Source organism: Microcoleus sp. Pol12B3, from assembly GCF_036701355.1.
Taxonomy (GTDB): Bacteria; Cyanobacteriota; Cyanobacteriia; order Cyanobacteriales; family Microcoleaceae; genus Microcoleus.
In genome coordinates, this window is sequence record NZ_JAUBQS010000055.1 from 16071 (window position 1) to 35863 (window position 19793).

At 46.5% G+C, this 19793-nt stretch carries 18 protein-coding genes; 3 read left to right on the forward strand and 15 right to left on the reverse strand.

Annotated elements, in window-relative coordinates:
• Nucleotides 1-166 precede the first annotated feature (166 nt).
• The 15 genes from QUA53_RS22510 to QUA53_RS22580 form a co-directional block, all read right to left on the reverse strand.
• A complete protein-coding gene (locus QUA53_RS22510) occupies nt 167-994 on the reverse strand; it encodes an SDR family oxidoreductase (protein ID WP_333099878.1) in 828 nt (275 codons plus the stop codon).
• A gap of 71 nt (nt 995-1065) precedes the next feature.
• On the reverse strand, nt 1066-1857 hold the full coding sequence (locus tag QUA53_RS22515) for a CPBP family intramembrane glutamic endopeptidase (RefSeq protein ID WP_333099879.1): 792 nt from the start codon (nt 1855-1857) through the stop codon (nt 1066-1068).
• Nucleotides 1858-2083: 226 nt separating this feature from the next.
• Nucleotides 2084-3052 (reverse strand): zinc-dependent alcohol dehydrogenase family protein, encoded by a 969-nt coding sequence (locus tag QUA53_RS22520; RefSeq protein ID WP_333099880.1) that lies wholly within the window; start codon nt 3050-3052, stop codon nt 2084-2086.
• A 336-nt stretch (nt 3053-3388) separates the two neighbouring features.
• Nucleotides 3389-4300 (reverse strand): alpha/beta hydrolase, encoded by a 912-nt coding sequence (locus tag QUA53_RS22525; RefSeq protein WP_333099881.1) that lies wholly within the window; start codon nt 4298-4300, stop codon nt 3389-3391.
• Nucleotides 4301-4501: 201 nt separating this feature from the next.
• Nucleotides 4502-5470: an SDR family NAD(P)-dependent oxidoreductase gene (locus QUA53_RS22530; RefSeq protein WP_333099882.1), complete on the reverse strand. Its 969-nt coding sequence runs from the start codon at nt 5468-5470 to the stop codon at nt 4502-4504.
• A gap of 270 nt (nt 5471-5740) precedes the next feature.
• Entirely contained in the window at nt 5741-5818 is a 78-nt protein-coding gene (locus tag QUA53_RS29345) for a hypothetical protein (RefSeq protein ID WP_445304981.1), read from the reverse strand.
• Nucleotides 5819-5907: 89 nt separating this feature from the next.
• Nucleotides 5908-6930 carry an LLM class flavin-dependent oxidoreductase gene (locus QUA53_RS22540; protein ID WP_333099884.1) on the reverse strand — a complete coding sequence of 341 codons (1023 nt, stop codon included), beginning with the start codon at nt 6928-6930 and terminating at the stop codon, nt 5908-5910.
• 113 nt (nt 6931-7043) lie between these two features.
• Nucleotides 7044-7943, reverse strand: a complete 900-nt coding sequence (locus QUA53_RS22545) for a pirin family protein (protein ID WP_333099885.1) — start codon at nt 7941-7943, stop codon at nt 7044-7046.
• A 156-nt stretch (nt 7944-8099) separates the two neighbouring features.
• Complete coding sequence (locus tag QUA53_RS22550) at nt 8100-8456, reverse strand: AraC family transcriptional regulator (RefSeq protein ID WP_333099886.1); 357 nt, start codon at nt 8454-8456, stop codon at nt 8100-8102.
• Nucleotides 8457-8545: 89 nt separating this feature from the next.
• Entirely contained in the window at nt 8546-9301 is a 756-nt protein-coding gene (locus tag QUA53_RS22555) for an SDR family oxidoreductase (RefSeq protein WP_333099887.1), read from the reverse strand.
• Entirely contained in the window at nt 9298-9480 is a 183-nt protein-coding gene (locus tag QUA53_RS22560; RefSeq protein ID WP_333099888.1) for a hypothetical protein, read from the reverse strand. Before QUA53_RS22560 ends, QUA53_RS22555 begins: the two co-directional genes overlap by 4 nt.
• A gap of 203 nt (nt 9481-9683) precedes the next feature.
• Entirely contained in the window at nt 9684-10241 is a 558-nt protein-coding gene (locus QUA53_RS22565; protein WP_333099889.1) for a DsbA family protein, read from the reverse strand.
• A gap of 218 nt (nt 10242-10459) precedes the next feature.
• Nucleotides 10460-11089, reverse strand: a complete 630-nt coding sequence (locus QUA53_RS22570; RefSeq protein WP_333099890.1) for a response regulator transcription factor — start codon at nt 11087-11089, stop codon at nt 10460-10462.
• 12 nt (nt 11090-11101) lie between these two features.
• Nucleotides 11102-17821: a PAS domain S-box protein gene (locus tag QUA53_RS22575; protein WP_333099891.1), complete on the reverse strand. Its 6720-nt coding sequence runs from the start codon at nt 17819-17821 to the stop codon at nt 11102-11104.
• Between the two features lie 115 nt (nt 17822-17936).
• Nucleotides 17937-18161 carry a hypothetical protein gene (locus QUA53_RS22580; RefSeq protein ID WP_333167996.1) on the reverse strand — a complete coding sequence of 75 codons (225 nt, stop codon included), beginning with the start codon at nt 18159-18161 and terminating at the stop codon, nt 17937-17939.
• Nucleotides 18162-18328: 167 nt separating this feature from the next.
• Between QUA53_RS22580 and QUA53_RS22585 the strand changes: the two genes are divergently transcribed.
• The 3 genes from QUA53_RS22585 to QUA53_RS22595 all read left to right on the forward strand — a co-directional run.
• Nucleotides 18329-18493, forward strand: coding sequence for a hypothetical protein (locus QUA53_RS22585; RefSeq protein ID WP_333167999.1), 165 nt, complete (start codon nt 18329-18331; stop codon nt 18491-18493).
• A gap of 236 nt (nt 18494-18729) precedes the next feature.
• A complete protein-coding gene (gene ycaC, locus QUA53_RS22590; protein WP_333093232.1) occupies nt 18730-19392 on the forward strand; it encodes an isochorismate family cysteine hydrolase YcaC in 663 nt (220 codons plus the stop codon).
• A gap of 167 nt (nt 19393-19559) precedes the next feature.
• Nucleotides 19560-19793: hypothetical protein (locus QUA53_RS22595; protein ID WP_333099892.1), on the forward strand; the 234-nt coding region annotated here is incomplete at its 3' end.

A 19793-nucleotide genomic window follows, 5' to 3' on the forward strand; every position in this document is an offset into this window, starting at 1 on the left:
AACTCCTAAGTTCTCTTTGTCTTAGTTCACTTGAGTATAGTCAGTTCCAACACTCAACTTCTTGCAGATTCTTATGGAGTTTCTTATGAAGTTAGCGAACCGATTTCAGTGTTGCTTTAGTGAGTCGCTTGAAATGCTGTATTAAACATTTCGCACTGCCTTTCGACTACTGCGCTAGAAACCCACCATCTACCAGCAATGTTGCACCTGTTGTGAACGATGCCAGGTCAGATGATAAATACAGAACTGCATTTGCAACTTCAAGCGGTGTTCCAATTCGTCCGATCGGGTGAAGTCCTGTCAAGTAAGCTTTGGCTTCATCTGTAACTGCTTCAAACATATCTGTTTGGATTGCCCCTGGTGCAACTACATTGATGCGAATACCCGCTTTGGCATATTGGAGCGTAGCAGCTTCAAACATATCTGTTTGGATTGACCCTGGTGCAACGGCATTGATGCGAATACCCGCTTTGGCATATTGGAGCGCAGCAGCTTTTGTTAAGCCTACTACCGCATGTTTACTCGCGGTGTAGAGGAGTATGTTAGGAAGTGCAACGACTCCAACCGCAGATGCCATATTGACGATCGAACCACTTTCCTGTTTCAACATCTGAGCAATTTCATATTTCATCGACAACCAAACACCTTTGACATTGACATTCATAGTGCGGTCATATTCAGCTTCTGTTTGCTCAATCAATGAGGGATTTTCGCCGCCCATTCCTGCATTATTAAAGGCAATATCCAACCGACCAAAAACGTCAACCGTTTTATCAACCATTGCTTTAACATCGGCTTCTTTCGTGATATCTGCTTGCACAAAAATAGCCTCTCCGCCAGCATCCTGAATCAATCGAACCGTTTCTTCACCTTCATCAATTCGACGACCAACTACCACCACCTTTGCTTGTTGTTGGGCATAAGCGATCGCTGTTTCACGACCAATTCCTGAAGTTCCGCCAGTGACAAGCGCCACTTTATCCTGAAGTATCATTCTATTTCTCCTAAAATCTAAGTCCGGTTGTTCTCTCTTGAAATGATCGTGAAATCGCTTTAGAAGAAAGCTCAGACAAATCTTGCCAACAAAAGGCTAAGAGCAAAGGAAAAGGCATGAAAGCTGACGTGGGATAACATCGCAGCCTCAAGTGAGTATTGCCAAAAGAGCCAACCAAAAGCCATGCCAGCTATCCCATTGAGTAATATTGCTCGGATAACCACAAGCGGAGTGAGTGGAACTATCGCGGCAGTTGCGGGCAGGTGTAAAAGCCCAAATACCAGCGCTACTAGCACAATCGCACCTTGGTATATTCCTTGGCTTGGCAACGTAATACCTTGTTTTAAGACTTTCCACGCTATCCAAACAAGCAGCGACATTAAGCCCCAGCGCATCAGAATTTCCTCAGTGATGCCGCCATAAAGCATTGCTGTAAGTGAACTCAGCCAATTCGGTTCTGTGTTATTGGATGCCTGTAGCGCTTCAGGTAGAGCATGTTTCATGAACCGATCGAGCAACAGGAGAATGATCATTGTCGCTGCACCCACACCCAAGCTCCATTTCATCTCAATGACAGAATATGGAATCTTAGAGGTATGAAGTACCCAGTAGTCAATCAAATGTGAGCGTAATCCAACGCGATAGGCACAGCCAATTCCGATCAGAATGCTGATTGCCAGTAGAACTGTAAGCTGTAGTCCTTGTAGGAGTATTAAAACCCACAGTGGCGGGACTTTTGCCAGTATTTCTGGAGACAGTTTCGCCAACTGTTGCTCAACTAATGGAATCGATGTAATCGTAACCATCACAATGCCCACAATGCCCAACACAAATAGAATCCCAAATTGTTTTAAAACTGCCATTGATTTAATCTTTAGAGACATCAGAATACTGGGTAGACACAATGCCAAGATAGAGAATGACAACTGGTGACTAACGCCACCTTACTCTGAAGTATCATTCCTATTTCTCCTAAAATCTAGCCACTTTACCTTGCAGTATCATCCTGTTTCTCCTGTTTCAATCAATATTGACCTTCAAAAATCGAACTCCAATCCGTTTAGCAATTATCAACGCCGTGAAGCTAGTCTAATTTTCTGTAAATTTCAGTACAATTTTGCCCCGTGTTCCTCCCTGCTCTAGACGCTGGTGAGCCAGAACGACCTGATCCCAAGACAATACTGAATCAATCACTGGGCGAAGCTGTTGACGCTCGATTAGTTTTGTCAAAGCCTCTAATTTTGCTCGGTACTGGGGTGACAAAACAAAATGAATTGTCAGATTCTTTCCCCATGCTTTAAGAAGCGATTGCGGTATTGCAATGTCTACAATGCTTGCAAGCCTACCAAAGGGACGAATGATTTCTAGACTACGCTGAATTGTTTCTCCGCCGATCGTATCTAGAACTAAATCCACACCCAGTCCATTTGTTTCTTGACGAATGACTTCTACGTAATCTTCATTTTTGTAATCAATCACCCGATCTGCGCCCAGTTCTGTCACGAAATCTCGGTTTCTAGAACTACACGTCGCAAAAACGTATGCCCCTATCGCTTTGGCGAGTTGAACTGCGATCGAACCCACTCCACCCGAACCCGCATGGATGAGAACTGTTTCACCGACTTGTAGATTGCCCCTAGTCACTAGACAATCCCAAGCCGTTCCGCCTGCAAGCGGAAAAGAAGCTGCTTCAATGTGCGATAAATTTGCAGGCTTCAATGCAACAATCGCTGCATCAGCCACATGATACTGAGCGTAGCTACCGAATTCTCCAAAAATTTGCGGCGAGTAATACACGTTGTCTCCCACCTTGAAATCAGTCACGGCTTCTCCAACTGCCTCAATCACCCCTGAAACATCGACTCCAAGGATAGCGGGTAATCGAACTATCTCCTTGTAATCACCACGACGAGTTTGGTAATCGACCGGGTTAATCGAGGTTGCACAAACTCTGACTAACACCTGATTCGCCTTCAATGCTGGTATAGGGACAGTTTGAATCTCAAACTTCTCAGCATCACCAAACGCAGTTAATACGGCTGCTTTCATAGATTCCATCTGTGCCAACTCTCCTTGATTTAGAATAAACAGTGACGGGATTTCAATACTATTCAGCGTAGGTAAGTTCTACCTAACTTCGTAAGTCAGCACGATTTGGTAAGGTAGTTACCGTTTAGTAGCAAATGCAGATATCACAGCCTCGTAGCACACCAAAAAAGTTTTCTCGCTCCCAGCCAAAGGCGATGTGCAACTTAACTAAATAGTCATGTCGTTCCATTGTTTTTCATAGCGATCTCCTTTCTTTTGTAAGCCTAATGTTCAGGTCATTAGCCAACAACTGGCTGAGATTCAATTCCTCGACACCAAAGCCTAATTGCTGAATGCTTGATTCGTCTATCGATTTTTGATTTTTTTCAGAAAACCAAGATAATTCGATGCTGTTTCCTGAGCGTTTTCGATCAACAGCAAATGTCCTGCTTTGGGTAATTGAATAATTTGACTCCCTGGAAGACAGCGATGTGAGCGATCGACATCCCGAATATCATAGATTTTGTCTTCCTGACCCCAAATTGCCAGGGTCGGAACCCGACTGTGAGGCAACTGACAAAGCACATCATCATAAAGATTCACAATGTCCCAAGTCTGCTGATAATTTCGATTACGATTCACATAATCGTTCACTTTCTCGGTTTTGACCTCATCCGGAATCGTAGGAGGCGTCACGAAAAGCAGACTGATTTCTAGATCGAACTGCTCTTTGGTAATCGGAATAAAGGGATTGATGCCCTCAATAATCGATTTTCTGACGCTAGTTGCCCAATTCGTTACGCCTAGCGGTGAACCGATAAAGGCGAGGCTGCGAACTTGGTTGGGATAAAGCTGGCTGTAAAGGGCTGCGATCGTGCCCCCCATCGAGCTACCTGCAACATCAAGGGATTGAATCTTTAGCTGCTCGACAAACTGGTGCAAGAGGGCTACCTGATTCTCTAGTGCATAGTCTTTCACGGTAAATCCAGTACTCTTGGCATAACCGGGTAGATCGGGTGCGATCGCTTGATAGCCTGCTCTAGCCAACTCGCACATCATGCCATTCCACTGCTCTTTCTCGGCAAATAATCCGTGCAGCAGTAAAATCGGTTGTCCTGTCCCTGCTTGATTATAGGAAAGCGTTCCACTCTCGATTTTTGTAGAGCGAGTTGCGATGTCACAGGTGGAAGCAGGGGTTGCACGATTCAACCAACCAGAGCCAACAAGCCCACTGACAACCAGAACGATAATAACTAACCGAAGAATGAACTTTCTCATGAATAGTTTTTCCTGACTATTCCAAATCCCAGGGTAAACGCATCTAAATTTTATTGACAAAAGTCGAAGCGATAAGGCATTGAAATCTCCTATGAATGCTGCGTCGAATTCTCGTTTGATTTAACTTAAGCGTAGTGAATTTCAAGGCTCGGTTTCTTTCAGATTCTTAGGGTGTTTTGTCAAATTCTTGCGCGATAACCTTTAGGATACAGCGCTGATCAATTCCTCGCTTTTCGCCCAAAGCTGCTTAGCTTTGTTAGCGTCAAGCGCATACGACCTTACGCCGTCGGCAAACGGGTTGGGCGTGTCATTGATCGGCGCGATCGCACAATCTTCGAGATAGTGCCCACCGATCTCGTCTTTATTCGCCACGACTGCTGCCCAGACCGACGTCGCGGCTGCCTGCGGAATTTCTTTCAACTCTTTCGGCGGCAGACCCGCTTCGGTGCGTGCTGCGTCAACAGTCTTCAAAAGTCCCTGCAAGTCCTCCGGCGAGAAATGGCGGGGTAGATCCGTCAGACTGTTTCCGGGCATCACCGAAGCAGCCCGAATGCCGCGATCTCGATGCCGCCTGTCAAACTCCACAGCGAACAGTGAATTGGCGGTTTTCGACCGACTATAAGCGACCCATGGATCGTACACCTGCTGCTCGAAATTCGGATCGTCCAAGTCGATATCGGCACCGCGATGCGCGAGCGACGACAGGACTACCAGCCGTCCATTATCGGCGAGCAACGGCTCGCTCTGATTGATCAGGGCGAGATGACCCAGATGGTTCGTCCCGAACTGGACTTCAAAGCCATCGATCGTCCGACCGAATGGAGTTGCCATAACGCCAGCGTTAGCGATAATGGAATCGAACGGCTGACGGTCAGCCAACAGTTTATCCGCGCAGGCGCGAACACTTTGCAAGGATGCCAGATCGAGATTGATCAATTCCAGGCAGCCACCTCCTTGCGACGCGGCATCACGAATCGATGCAGTGGCTGGCTCAGCTTTAGCAAGCTCCCTGACCGCGCCGACGACGCTAGCGCCGTGAGCGACCAGTGAGCGGGCGGTTTCAAGCCCAATGCCCGACGATGCACCGGTAATGAGAAATCGCTTTCCCTTGAGATTAATGCCGGAAAGCACCTCGTCGGCGGTCGATTTTGCACCAAATTTTTCAGCCATTTCTTTTCCTTTCGTTAATTGTGAGTGTAAAAGTTTTGAGCTTTTGCATACCCTACGATCGCCGCTCCTAAACCGCGAGAACCACCTGTTACCAGTGCAACTTTGCCTGCAAGTGTTGTCGTCATGATGGACTCCTTTGGATGTATTACTGCTCAATCAAACGCTGCTTACTATCGGGATGCCCTTGAGGAACCAACGGCACGGAGAGCGATCGAGCGGATGATGCAGGTCGATCGCCACTTGGTCGCAACGTGTCGCACTGCCGAGCGACTACTGCGCTACATACCCACCATCTACCATCAACGTTTCACCTGTTACGAACGCTGCCAGGTCAGATGATAAAAACAGGACTGCATTTGCAACTTCAAGCGGTGTTCCAGCTCGTCTCTCTGTCTTGTTACCCTAACGGAACTTAAGTTGAACCATGCCCGCATATTTTAATTGTTCAAGAGTGGCGACATTTGCATTCCAATCAGTTCAATGGAGCGCATCAGTTGGGCGTGATTCATCTGCGCGTTGTCCATTTGAAAAGTTACTCTCGAAATGCCGCCGAGCGATTCGCTATGACGGCGGATTTTCTCCGCCACTTCTTCGGGACTGCCGACCAGTAACGCGCCGGTTGCGCCGCGCTGCGCGTCAAAATCGGCGCGCGTAACAGGCGGCCAGCCTCTCTCTCTGCCAATTTTAGTAAAGGTTTCGGCGTAGCCCGGAAAAAATTCTTCAACGGCTTGTTCAGTCGTGTCGGCGACATAACCGATTGAATGCAATGAAACTTTCAATGTTTCGGGCGCGTACCCGGTGCGCGCTCCGGCATCACGGTATAAATCTACGAGCGAGCGAAAGCGATGCGTGTCGCCACCGATAATGGCAACCACGAGCGGCAGTCCAAGCATTCCGGCGCGGAGGAAAGATTGCGGCGTACCGCCGACCCCAATCCAGATGGGAAACGGCTTTTGCAGCGGACGCGGATAAATTGCTTGGTTTTCCAGCGCGGGGCGAAATTTGCCCGACCAATCGACCGTTTCGTTGTCCCGAATTTTGAGCAAGAGTTCGAGCTTTTCAGCGAAAATCTCGTCGTAATCGCCGAGGCTAAATCCAAATAGCGGAAAGGCTTCGGTGAACGAGCCGCGCCCGACAACCATTTCGGCGCGACCTTTTGAAATCAAATCGAGCGTGGCGAATTGTTGAAACACACGCACCGGGTCAGCCGCGCTCAGCACCGTAACCGCGCTGGTTAGACGGATGCGCTCGGTGCGTGCGGCGGCAGCGGCGAGAATAACCGCGTTTGCCGAATCTAAAAATTCATGCCGATGGTGCTCGCCGATGCCGAAGATATCCAAGCCGGAACGATCCGCCTGCTCTATTCTCTCCAGCAGTTCGGCGACGGACTGCGCGGCATCCGCCGTTTCGCCGTTTTCACTCGTTCCAACCGAGGCAAAACTGTCAATTCCGACTTCCATATCATTTCCCAAGCGTTTTGCGAATGAAATAGACTTAATCCGAAATAGTAGAAAGTCTTGCTGTACGAGTTAAGCTGCTGTTCTCTCGCTCAGCAAAGAACGCCTAACCATCATCAACTCAGAGGGGGCGCGCTACTACCGTGATCTGAATTATCAGGGAGCGGAATGAATTCAGTTTCACCGGGAACCGCCGGGAAGCGGCGGTCTTGCCAATCTCGTTTTGCCTGCTCGATACGCGCTGAGCGGCTCGACACAAAGTTCCAGTACTTTGTGCGATCGCCCACTGGTGCCCCGCCGATAATCATTGCTTTTGCCTCAGCCCCCGCACTGATATTTACTGATTCATCCGGTGCTAAAACGGCTAGACGATATGGCTCTAAAGGCTTTCCATTTACGAATAAGCCGGATGTGACGCTATAAACTGCCCTTTCTAAACCTTCTATTGGCGCTAGCTGAAATTGACTACCCTCCGTGAAAACGAGCGCTAGGTAAAGAGTAGCAGAGTAGGTTTTAACTGGTGATTGGTGAGACTGATAGCTACCGGCGATCAAGGTCGCGCTGGTGCCTGTTTGAGTCCACCTCGGTAAATCAGTCGCCGAATAATGTGAAAAGCTGGGTTCAACTTCTTCAGCGATTTCGGGGAGGGCAATCCAGGTCTGAATGCCGTGAAGAGTAGATTCTTTCTCTCTAAAGCTCTCGGGCGATCGCTCAGAATGAACAATACCTTTGCCCGCTGTCATCCAGTTCACCTCGCCCGGAAAAATCTCTTGTACTGTACCTAGACTATCTCTATGCAGAAGGCTTCCTTCAAACAAATAGGTAACCGTCGCTAAATTGATGTGTGGATGGGGTCTAACATCGACGCCTTTTCCAGCCGGAAAAATAGCTGGGCCTAAGTGATCAAATAAGATGAAAGGTCCAACCATTTTTAGGGTTTCACTCGGTAAGATGCGCTGTACGCTAAACCCCCCTAAATTGTGCTTTTCAGGCGTGATTAATTGCTGAATACTCATTTTCGTACGATCCATTCTTAGTTGACGCTGTGGACGAAGATACAATCTTAATTCTGTTGCTGCTTCAGATTCTTGCCTAACTTAACTTCAATGTAATGAATTCCAAGGCTCGATTTCTTTCAGATTGTTAGGGCAAATTTTCAGATTTTTATGGTGCTAACGAATCTGCTTGGGGGTCTTTCCCGTGAATCGCTTGATGTGCTGCGTCAAATGGCTTTGACTGGAGAAGCCTACTTGTAGGGCAATGTCTGCGATCGCCAAATCTGTTTTCGATAGCATCAACTTTGCCTGTTCCACACGCTGTTGAATCACGTACTGACGTGGAGAAATTCCCATTGTTTGCTTAAACAAACTCGCAAAGTAAGTCGGGCTAATATTAATCACTTCTGCAAGCTCAGTCAGTGACAAATCTCGATCAAGGTGAGTACGAATATAGCCGAGCACTTGCTGTAATCGGATGTGCGTTAAGCCTTTGCGCTTGGCTTCAAGGGTTGGCGTTGTAATTGTTAGCATGGTTCAAAGATTGGCAATTTGCTCAACAAAACAGGCAAAAGCTAGCCATCGCGCATTCGATCACTGCAATATTTTGCATTGCCGATCGACTACTGTGCTACATAGCCACCATCTACCATCAACGTTTCACCTGTTATGAACGATGCCATGTCAGATGATAAAAACAAGATTGCATTTGCAACTTCAAGCGGTGTTCCAATCCGTCCGATCGGGTGAAGTCCTGCCATGTAAGCTTTGACTTCATCCTGCCCACCTGTCGCTGCTTCAAACCTATCTGTTTCGATTACCGCTGGTGCAACGACATTGATGCGAATACCCGCTTTGGCATATTGGAGCGCAGCAGCTTTTGTTAAACCGATTACCGCGCTTTTACTCGCGGTGTAGAGGGGGAAGGTAGGAAATGCAACGACTCCATTTGCAGATGCCATATTGACGATCGCACCACTTCCCTGTTTCAACATCTGAGTAATTTCATGTTTCATTGACAACCAAACGCCTTTGACATTGACGTTCATCGTGCGATCGTATTCCACTTCTGTTTGCTCAATCAATGAATGATTTTCGCCGATAGTTCCTGCATTATTAAAGGCAATATCTAACCGACCAAAAACGTCAACTACTTTATCAACCATTGCTTTAACATCGGCTTCTTTCGTGACATCTGCTTGCACAAAAATAGCCTCTCCGCCAGCTTCCTGAATCAATCGAACTATTTTTTCACCTTCATCCATTCGACGACCCACTACTACCACCTTTGCCTGTTGTTTGGCATAAGCGATCGCTGTTGCTCTGCCAATTCCGGATGTGCCTCCAGTGACTAACGCCACTTTATCTTGCAGTATCATTCTGTTTCTCCTGTTTTAATTTCATCGGTTTGTCTCAGGTAAGTTTGTCTCAGCAACTCAGTGACTTCTTGCGCGATCGCAATCAGGGCATGGTTAACTGAAGAGTCGCGAAGAGAACCAGTCTGAGGTTTACCTTCATGCCCAGGATTATTCTTGCCTTGTACTAGTGAATGCGTCATAGAACTATCCTCAATTAAATACTGATTTGTAATTGACTAAATCAATACCCAGGAATTCAGTTGTTGGCATGGTAACTGTTGTCATGGTTCAAAAAATGGCAATTTTGTTCATTGAAACAGGCAAAATCCTAGCCATCAAAATTAGATAACTTACAGCACTTACAGACAAGTCAGATATGAATTGGGAGCAAAGATCGGGGAACTTAATGACTTGCAGCAATCATGGCAGCCATCAACTCCGTCGTGTTCCAGCGCTCGGTATACCGAATTCCATTGATAAACAGGGCTGGGGCAGTCGTTACTCCACTCTCTATTCCGCCTTCGATATCTTCGTTGATGCGATCGACATGCACTTGTTTAGACAACTCTTTGAGAAATTGAGGAATGTCAAGCCCTAAATCATTGGCGTACTCGACAAGATAACCGTTCTCCAACCTTTGTTGATGGTCAAATAAGGTATCGCTCATTAACCAAAACTTTCCTTGGGCGGCGGCGGCTTCGGCGGCTTCGGCTGCCCGTTGAGCATGGGGATGAATCTGTGTTTGTGGAAAATGACGGAAGATGAAGCATAAATAATCTTCTCCAAAAGCAGCACTAAGCTCTCGTTTGATCGCTTTAATCAGCTTGTAAACGTCCGCACTTCTAGGGCATTGATAATCTCCGTACATCACCAGCACTACCTTGGCACTCAGAATACCTTGAATCCAATCTTGAGTTGAAGGTGGTACAAGTAAAGACCTGTGGCTACGATCGTCGCTCATGTTTTTACATCTGCATCAAGCATAGAACCATGCAATTTACTTGCTCGATCCATTTGCATGACTGTTTGCATAAATTCAATATAGGTGGTCGCTTTCAACCTGTCGTCTATAGTGAGTTAAAAGTTTGACAGTAGAAATTGATAGAGTAATCGTTCCATCGCAAAGTAGAAGGCCGACTCTAACTTAAGTTAGACTCTCGACTCGATCGAAAGTACACCCTACAAACTGACAATGCCGCGCTTAACAGCAACAATCACCGCTTGAGTGCGATCGCTCACATCCAACTTATTCAAAATCCGATTGACATGAGATTTAACCGTGCCTTCACCAATACTCAAAGCTGCCGCAATATCCGCATTACTCATTCCCTGTGCCAGCGAGCGAAGTACTTCTAATTCTCTTTCACTCAGTTCTGGATTGCTGAGGCGCTGTACTAACTTTGCTCCCACATCAGGCGGAATATACTTCTGACCCCGATGAACGGTGCGAATCGCATTCAGAAGCTCGTCAGGTTCAGTTTCTTTCAGCAGGTATCCTTTTGCGCCTGCCTGCAATCCCCGATAAATATCTTCGTCACTATCATACGTGGTCAGTACAATAATCCGAGCAGATTTAACGCTCGCACAAATTGCACCAATGGCGGCAACTCCTTCCACTTCAGGCATTCGCAGATCCATTAGCGTTACATCTGGTTGGTGTTCCCGAAATAAGGCGATCGCCTGTTCCCCATTTTCAGCTTGTGCAATCACCTGCATATCTGGGTCACGGTTAATAATCGTGGCTAATCCTTGCCGAAAAATGGCGTGATCGTCCGCAATCAGAACCCGAATGGTCGTAGCTTGGCTCATTGTAATGCTCACTCAAAGGTTGACGGTGACAATAATTTCTGTTCCTTGTCCAGGTTGACTCCTAATCGTGAGTTGTGCGCCGATGCGCTCAGCCCGTTCGCTCATGCCGAGTAAGCCAAAACCCTCAGAGGCTGAAATACTGCCAACTCCAAAGCCCTGTCCATTGTCTCTCATGCGCAAGCAAAACTGATCGCGATCGTAGACTAGCTGCACTCGAATTTCGTCAGCATTGGCGTGTCTAATCGCATTGGTTAATGCTTCCTGCCCCATTCGCAGTAGGTTAGTCTCGACTTCAGCCGGTAGAGAATACACCGTACCCTCAATCTCATAATATAAAGTGGTATCCATTGCGGCAGTTCTGATTTGAGCGATGAGACGATGTAGAGCGCTCTGTAAACTGCCCTCCTCCAAAAGCTGAGGGCGGAGCGCAAAGACCGATCGCCGCGCTTCAGTCAGTCCAGTTCGCGCCAATTCTTTGATCAGGTCCAGATGTGCCCCAGTTGCTTCTACATCATCCGTTAGCACCTGGTTTGCAGCACCTACCTGAGCCAGAATACCTGTAAACGCCTGAGCGAGTGTATCGTGAATTTCGCGTGCCATGCGGTTGCGCTCCTCTAAAATTGAGGCTTCTTCTGCTTGCTTCAGCGCCGTAATATCTCGCGCCAGCCAAATCACCTGATCGTGGCTGATTGGGGCAATGCGAGCCGCAAACCAGGCTTCTCGTTCATTTAGAAAAGCACTGTACTCGACTGTGAGGATTTGTTGGGTTCTCAGCACCTGCTGAATATAACTTAGAAATTCATCAGCTTGTTCCTTTCCGAGTTGATGCATGGTTTGACCAATCATCTCCTCAAAGGGTTGCCATAGCAGATTTGGTTCCAGTACCATTATTTCAAGGAATCGCCCTTCAGCAGACAGTACAAACAATGGATCGGGAATTGCCTCAATTAGAGTCCGTAGCTTTGTCTCTGAGGCTTGTAGGGCTTCTTCTGCTTGCTTGCGTTCGCGTAGCGCAGCTTGCTGTTCGCTAATATCCGCAATCACCCCTTCAATGTAGTCATCGTCTGCATTCAGATAAGCAGAGAAAAGTCCCCAAAACACTGTCCCATCTCGTTTTCGCCCCTGTGCTTCATAGCTTCGCACTTCCCGATCCCGCTTCAGCACCTCAAGGAATTGTTGGCGATCGCTGGGATTTACATAGTAGTCTGTGGCGTGTTCAAGCCCAATCATCTCCTCTGATGAATCAAAGCCAAGCAGATTGGCGTAGCGTTGATTGGCATCGAGAAGTAATCCATCCGAGAGGCGGGTGCGGAAGATGCCAACCTGTGAGTTTTCAAAAATATTGCGGAACTTAGCTTCACTGCGTTGTAATGCCTCTTCTGCTTGTCTGCGCTGGGTGGTGTCATTGCCCACCGATAAGATTTCAACGACATCTCCCTGGTCATTGAAGATGGCTTGATTCGACCAGGCAATCCAAACCCGTCTACCGTCTCGACAAAGGTTTTCATTCTCGGTTTGCAAGTAAGCTTGAGGCAAGGAAGCTTCAAGATTGTGAAACAGATTGTGAACAAACTGCTTGAGATCACGTCCAGATATTTCGGTTTCTGGAACGATTGTTTCCAGTAGGGTACGCCCTAAAATCTGATCTTCCTCATAACCAAAAAAGCTCAGTCCATAGTCATTCATGTATCGAATTCGTCCTTCCCTATCCGTGCGAAGGATGATTGAATTCGCAGTTTGAATCAGGTTACGGTAATTGGCCTCACTTTGTTGTAACGCAGCAGTTCGTTCTGCGACCTGTTGCTCTAAAGTGCAGTTGTAGTCGGCTAGGAGTTTCTCGGCTTGTTTGCGTTCTGTAATATCCTGAAAGGTAGCGATCGCATAAGCGATATTGCCCTGTTGATCAAAAACTGGTGTTCCCCGTGCCTCAATTAGAATTGTGACATGATCTCGACGAATTTCTATATCTTCAGTCCTGATGCGTTCGCCCCTTAATGCCCGCACAATAGGCAAGCTCTCCGCTGGATAGATTTGATCCGTTCCCGCTACATAAAGCTGATAAGCCTCTGAGAGCTGCTCCGGTGCTATGGAAGTATCAGTTTCTTTGCCTATGAGTTGATTGCCGCATTGGTTGGCATAGTAAGGGCAACCCGTCGCATCCACGATCGCAATTCCCACTGGAATCGCTTCGAGGAACTGGGTGATCTTGCTTTCCTTAGCCTGCAGTTCTGAGTAAAGGTTGGCATTTTCGATGGCGATCGCTGCTTGAGTCGATAATAGCTGCAAGACCTGCGATCGCTCTGGTGTAAATACTCCAGTTGCTAACTGATTTTCTAAATACAATACACCGACCAGCTTGGCTTGATTTAGCAGCGGTAAACAGAAAACAGATTGAGGCTGGTTCTGTTGAATATATGGCTCATTAATAAAAGCACCTTCACGAGTCGCATCATTTAAGGTGACAGGCTTCAGAGTCCGAATCACATATTGAATGATTGATTCTGGCAATTGTTCGGCAATTGGAATAGACTGTAACACCTGAGTCGCACAAGCATTTTCATCGGCATTGAGTTCACAAGCCGCTTCGATTAACCATTTTCCTGAGTTTTCTAAAATCAGATATCCGGTTTGTGCGCCAGCATTCTCAATTAAAGTTTGCATCAGTAATCGCAGCAATTGCTTCAGTTCAATTTCACGAGAAATCGCCTGTGAAGCTTTCATCACTGCTGCTAAATCGAAAGCGGTATGGAAGGGATTAGAGATAGTTTCAGCAGTAATAGGAATTGATGTGGAAGCGGCTCTAGACGATTTAGGAAAGAACTGTGGATAGCGTTTTTCTAAGTTTTTAACTTTAGCGACCGCGCCCCAGCGATCGTAACAATAGTGCGCCTCTTTCATATAGGTTTGAGCAATTTTTGACCGACCTCGCGCCAGATAATGTTTAGCCGCTAATTCATACGCGAGTGCTTCTTCCTGGATATACTCATTTTCAGCAGCACCTGCGATCGCCCGTTCATAAAACTCTTCAGCCTCAAGAAATTGGCCTAAGACTCGCGCTTTCTCTGCCTCGACTAGATAAAATTTATGTAGATAATTTATTGGGGCATCTTCTGCCCATTTCTGCATCTTTTCTTGGTTAGTATTAACAGAGTTTAGCCAAGCTGATTTTTCAGAGTTTGCAGCATCGAGCGATAGGCTCAAAAGCGCCAGAGAATGATAGAAGCAGAATACAGGTAAAATCGTTATTGCTGTCACCTCTTCAAAATGTTGCCTTGCTAAAATAGCAATTTGTACTGCTTGATGATATTCTTCAAATAGATAACATAATATAACTTTGTATAAATGGAGTATTTTAATTGCACTTCCATCTTTAACTGCAATAGCGTGTGGTAACGCCTGCTCTTCATTACACACCCGACCAACTAAGCGGCTGGGATTCTCAGACCTATTTAGCAAATTAAGAATGGTCTGCCACAATATTGCAAGCCAATTCGAGGGGCTTTCCCGTCTGATTTGGTTGATCGCTTTGCTGTAAGTTGCTGTTTTTTGTTCTAGTTGGGTAAGTTTCTCTCCAGCAAAAAATGAGTTATGGCACACGAAATATGCAGTATAACCAGCAGATTCAAAGTCTCCGGTTTCCACCGCATTTTGATAAGCATCAACCAGAAATGTTATTGATATCCTAAGATGCACCTTCCAGTGCAGGATATGGAAACTCGAAAACATTAATGTTTTCGAGTTTCCTTTTTTGCTATGCAATCGTTCTGCCAGGCTGAGAGCCAGTTGTCCAAATTTATAACCGAGTTCAATGTCTTGAACAACTCCACATAGAACAGATCCGTAAGCAACATAACTATGTGGTGACCAGGTATTACTACCGTAGTTAACTGACAGATTTACCCTCTTACATACAATCAGTATCCACAGTGCTGGTAACGTTATAAATACAGCAGACCCCATATTCGCTAGGATTGACATAGCTGCCAGTGGTTCTGGTGCAGTCATCTCTGGTAAATTGATCAAGTCTTCGATTTCTCGTTCAGCAAGTAGTGCAGCCGTTGACTCCAATTCCCTTTGAATATCTGCCTGACTTGGATTTTCTATTAAATCTATTCCCAAGAGCTTTAACGCTTCCAATCCAGTTTTTAGTACTTCTTTCAGGTTGCCCTGTGACAAATATCCTTGAATTCTGCTATCGTAAGCCTGCACTTTGTCAACCACTGTTTTGCCACGATCAAGTACCACTTCTACCAACTGTTCCATCTCATCAAAGTGACCCTGGAGATACGCCGCTTCTGCTGCTTCTGAGTACAGCGCTAAGGTAAGGTCATACTCACTCTGCCAACTCTCTGAATTGAGGAGGTGAAACCCTGTAGTGAAATACTTAAAAGCTGCTTCATAAGCCGTTGATGCCTTTGCTTTCTGACCTGCCATTAAATTAAATCTGGCAATTTCAGTTCGTTCTGATTGAGCAGTGACTAGCTCAAGTCCTTGATTGAGATGATCGATGATTTCAAACAACCGATCGGATCGTTGCTCTGGTGAAGTTTTTTCGAGCAAATTGCGACCGATTTGGAGATGAACAACCTGTTTCTGCGATTCATCAATCAAAGCATAAGCCGCTTGCTGAACGCGATCGTGCGAAAACTTATACTCTTGAACTAACAAATCTTCGTCCAATTCAGATAGAGGTTGAATTAATCCCGCTTGTATTGCTGCTAGTAGATCCTGGAAAATTGCTTTCGGTGATTTTTCGCAAACGATCGCCAACGTTTCTAAATCAAACTCAGACCCAACACAGGCAGCTATGGAGAGAACTTGCTGTGTTGCTTCCGGCAATTTCTGCAACTGATGCAGCAGCAACTCCACCACATTATCAGTGATATCTTGAGCTTCAATCTCAGCTAGGTCCCACTGCCAGCTCAACTTTTGTGCATCGAAAGTCAACAGATGTTCGCCATACAGCATTTTCAAAAATTCACCGACAAAGAAAGGGTTGCCCTCGGTTTTACGTGACACAGCTTGGGCTAGGGCGCGAACGATATCAGGATTGTGATGTAATGTCTCAGCTATCAGTTGACTCAACGGTTCCAGGGTTAAAGGGGTCAGGATGATTTCCTGAAGTACTGCTCCCTGGTTTCGCATGCTCTCTAGCGTTAAGACCAACGGATGCGTTGGAGTCAGTTCGTTATCTCGGTAGGCTCCGATCAAAAACAGATACTGGATTTGCTCATCAAGTAAGATGAGTTCGATTAACTTCAAAGTCGCAGAATCGATCCACTGTAGATCGTCTAAGAAAATGACTAGGGGATGCTCTTTTGCACAAAACGCCCGCACAAATCTTTGAAACGTGAGATTGAAGCGATTCTGTGCCTCAGTTGCTCCAACTTCGGGTATAGGCGACTGCTTGCCAATGATTAACTCAACTTCGGGGATGACATCAATGATGATTTGTCCGTTGCTGCCCAGAGCAGTGAGCAGGCGCGATCGCCACACTTCCACCTGCTCATCCGGTTCGCTCAAGAGTTGCTGCACTAACTTTTGCAGGGCATTCACAATGGCGCTGTAGGGAATGTTGCGCCCAAATTGGTCAAATTTGCCAGAGATAAAATAGCCTTGGTTTGCTGTGATCGGTTTATGGAGTTCCTGCACCAATGCCGTTTTGCCGATGCCAGCATAACCGGAGACCAGCATCATTTCACGATGCGGTAGTAGGGTAATGTCTTTTTCTGCTCCCCCACTTCCCCATTCCCCTATTCCCTCATTCCCTGCCACTCTGTCGAAAGCCGCCAATAATGCTGCAATCTTCGCTTCTCGCCCATATAGTTTTTGAGGAATGCGGAACTGCTCGGAAACATCTTGCAGTCCCAATGGCATAGGTTCAATTAAACCCACTTCTGCCAGTTGCTGGGCACAGCGTTCTAAATCTGCTTTGATGCCCCAGGCACTTTGATAGCGATCCTCCGCATTCTTTGCCATCAGTTTCAAAATCAGATCTGAAACAGGTTGGGGAATCGTTGAGTTTAATTCATGCGGGGGAGCCGGCGGTCTGGCAATGTGGCAGTGGACTAGCTCTAGGAAATCTTTAGTGGGAAACGGTAATTGTCCCGTCAACAGTTCGTAGAAGGTTGCACCCAGTGAATAAAAGTCGGTGCGATAGTCGAGCATACGGTTCATTCGTCCGGTTTGCTCTGGCGACAAATAGGCGGGGGTTCCTTCTAGAAGATGGAGACTTTTGAATGCCGGATTGGTGCGACTGAAGCGAGTGGCAATGCCAAAATCAATGATTTTGACAACGCCAGTCCTCGGATTAAAGACAATGTTGCCAGGATTAATATCTTTATGGATGACATGGGCCGCATGGATTTTGCCTAGAGTATCAGTAATGGCGATCGCCATATTCAAAAAAACCGACAGCGGCATGGGACAGAAGTCTAATTGTTGCCGCATCCAGCATTCTAAAGACTCTCCACCAAGGTCTTCCAAAAGAATAACCAGCGTGCGCTGGTAGTCTTGCTGGCTGTATGCCTTGACTACGCCTTCAATGTTGAGAAAGCGAGTAATTTCATACTCTTGCCGATAGCGAGTTAAATCCTGAGGAGAGGGATAATCCTGCTTGAGAACTTTGGCAATCACTGCACAGTTATCTTGCTCTCTGATACCCCGATACACCAAAGAAGCTAAGCTCTCATAGATTTTGCTGTGAATAGTAACTCCAGGCAGGGTAATCATTGAACGCCCCCCGGCGAAAGACTGTCATCCGTTTCCCAAAGTATATCGCTTGCCAAACTCCAGAATATAAAGCTCCTTGTGTGGATCTTTATATCTTGACTTGTAATTGCTCAACTCAGTAGCCAATCAGACTGGTGTGAGGCAAGGGCATGGGAAATAGCCTGGAAGGCAGAGATACATTCAATATCTTCCACAGGCTACCTCGGAATCGAGAGCCGTATTGCTGAAGCGTTGAGGCAGCCAGGGTCTGTCGTCGTCGGTTCACGGCAATAGCTCGTAGTGACAACCGCTTCATCCGGGGGGCAAACAGGTCATCGCCCGCATCAAAGGTGTGGGACATCGCTACCGGATTTTGCATTCAGACATTGATGGTCGATCAGTTGTATGAATGTACTTTCGATCAAATTCGGATTCTAACTTAAGTTAGAGCTAGCCTTCTACTCCGCGATGGCATGGTTAATCTATCAATTTGTACTGTAAAAAATTTAACTTGCTATAGGCGACAGCTTGAAGGCGACCACCTATATTGAATTTATGCAAACAGTCATGGAAATGGATCGAGCAAGTAAATTGCACGGTTCCATGCTTGAAGGCATAAATATTCAAGGTGCAACTGGATTAACGCACGCTCAAGCAGCGACGTTGAAAGCATTAGGAGCAATCGCACAGTGAAGCGAATGCCCTTTGGGCACGCGACGCGAAAATCTTAACTCTGTGCTTAACTTGCGGAGCTTAAGTGATGAAATTTGGCGTTGTCTTGCAGACTCAGTTCATGGCGCGATCGCTTACGTCATCAACCCTTGAGGGTAAACAGACGTTTCACTTAAAAGCACAAGCAGAGATGTTTAGCTTTTGATTTCATTCTGCAATTCCTCATTCACCAATCGCTCCAATAGGAGAATTACCTAATGTCTACATTCAAGTACAATCGTCTAGACAAGAATAATGCTGCTGTTTTACTGGTGGATCACCAAACTGGACTGTTCTCGCTTGTGCGTGATATTGGTGCTGCCGACTTCAAAAATAATGTGTTGGCGCTAGCAAGTATAGCCAAGTTTTTCAACCTGCCTACTGTTTTGACCACTAGCTTTGAGGATGGTCCCAATGGAGTCATTATGCCTGAACTGAAGGAGAAGTTTCCCGATGCTCCTTTTATTCCGCGCCCCGGACAGATTAACGCTTGGGACAATGAGGAATTCGTTAAAGCCGTAGAAGCAACCGGTAAGAAGCAATTGATCATTGCTGGCATTGTCACTGATGTCTGTGTTACGTTTTGTGCGCTTTCGGCATTAGAGGCAGGGTATGACGTTTTTGTGGTTACTGATGCCTCTGGCACCTTCGATGAAGCCTGTCGCGATGCAGCGTGGGATCGGATGTCTCGTGCTGGAGTTCAGTTGGTCAATTGGTTTAGTGTTGTAGGTGAATTGCACCGTGACTGGCGTAACGATATTGAAGGGCTAGGTAATCTCCTTGCAGGGTTTATTCCTGACTACAAAAACCTGATGACTAGCTATGTGGCAACATCAAGTGCTGGCTCTGCCAGTCGTGAGCGCCTGATGACTCCTGTGTAACTGAGTGGGTGTTGTCATTGCCAAGTGATCAACTTCATTTGCAATATTGCAACGACACTTGATGATTTCGTGAATGGCTAGGATCGATTGCCATTGATCGATCCTAGCCAAGGTGGTTGCTGCCAAAATTACCAAGTAATCCGGTGTTTCGAGGGGATTGATTCTCAATGAAACTTCTCTTTCAGTCGATTCTCTCATCGTGTCTGATCTTTGGAGGCTCTCTGATTTACCCATCCCTGGTTGAGTCTGCCATTGCCCAGGATACCTTGCAAGGTCAAGTCCCCTCTGTGAATCTACTGGCTGATGTGCAACCGACCGAGATTCACCCATCCCTGGTTGAGTCTGCCATTGCCCAGGATACCTTGCAAGGTCAAGTCCCCTCTGTGAATCTACTGGCTGAT

What these genes read in the sequence shown, in the direction of transcription:
- QUA53_RS22510 (WP_333099878.1), bottom strand. Translation starts at nt 994, where the DNA reads ATGATACTTCAGGATAAAGTGGCGCTTGTCACTGGCGGAACTTCAGGA.
- QUA53_RS22515 (WP_333099879.1), bottom strand. Translation starts at nt 1,857, where the DNA reads ATGGCAGTTTTAAAACAATTTGGGATTCTATTTGTGTTGGGCATTGTG.
- QUA53_RS22520 (WP_333099880.1), bottom strand. Translation starts at nt 3,052, where the DNA reads ATGGAATCTATGAAAGCAGCCGTATTAACTGCGTTTGGTGATGCTGAG.
- QUA53_RS22525 (WP_333099881.1), bottom strand. Translation starts at nt 4,300, where the DNA reads ATGAGAAAGTTCATTCTTCGGTTAGTTATTATCGTTCTGGTTGTCAGT.
- QUA53_RS22530 (WP_333099882.1), bottom strand. Translation starts at nt 5,470, where the DNA reads ATGGCTGAAAAATTTGGTGCAAAATCGACCGCCGACGAGGTGCTTTCC.
- QUA53_RS22540 (WP_333099884.1), bottom strand. Translation starts at nt 6,930, where the DNA reads ATGGAAGTCGGAATTGACAGTTTTGCCTCGGTTGGAACGAGTGAAAAC.
- QUA53_RS22545 (WP_333099885.1), bottom strand. Translation starts at nt 7,943, where the DNA reads ATGAGTATTCAGCAATTAATCACGCCTGAAAAGCACAATTTAGGGGGG.
- QUA53_RS22550 (WP_333099886.1), bottom strand. Translation starts at nt 8,456, where the DNA reads ATGCTAACAATTACAACGCCAACCCTTGAAGCCAAGCGCAAAGGCTTA.
- QUA53_RS22555 (WP_333099887.1), bottom strand. Translation starts at nt 9,301, where the DNA reads ATGATACTGCAAGATAAAGTGGCGTTAGTCACTGGAGGCACATCCGGA.
- QUA53_RS22560 (WP_333099888.1), bottom strand. Translation starts at nt 9,480, where the DNA reads ATGACGCATTCACTAGTACAAGGCAAGAATAATCCTGGGCATGAAGGT.
- QUA53_RS22565 (WP_333099889.1), bottom strand. Translation starts at nt 10,241, where the DNA reads ATGAGCGACGATCGTAGCCACAGGTCTTTACTTGTACCACCTTCAACT.
- QUA53_RS22570 (WP_333099890.1), bottom strand. Translation starts at nt 11,089, where the DNA reads ATGAGCCAAGCTACGACCATTCGGGTTCTGATTGCGGACGATCACGCC.
- QUA53_RS22575 (WP_333099891.1), bottom strand. Translation starts at nt 17,821, where the DNA reads ATGATTACCCTGCCTGGAGTTACTATTCACAGCAAAATCTATGAGAGC.
- QUA53_RS22580 (WP_333167996.1), bottom strand. Translation starts at nt 18,161, where the DNA reads ATGTCCCACACCTTTGATGCGGGCGATGACCTGTTTGCCCCCCGGATG.
- ycaC (WP_333093232.1), top strand. Translation starts at nt 18,730, where the DNA reads ATGTCTACATTCAAGTACAATCGTCTAGACAAGAATAATGCTGCTGTT.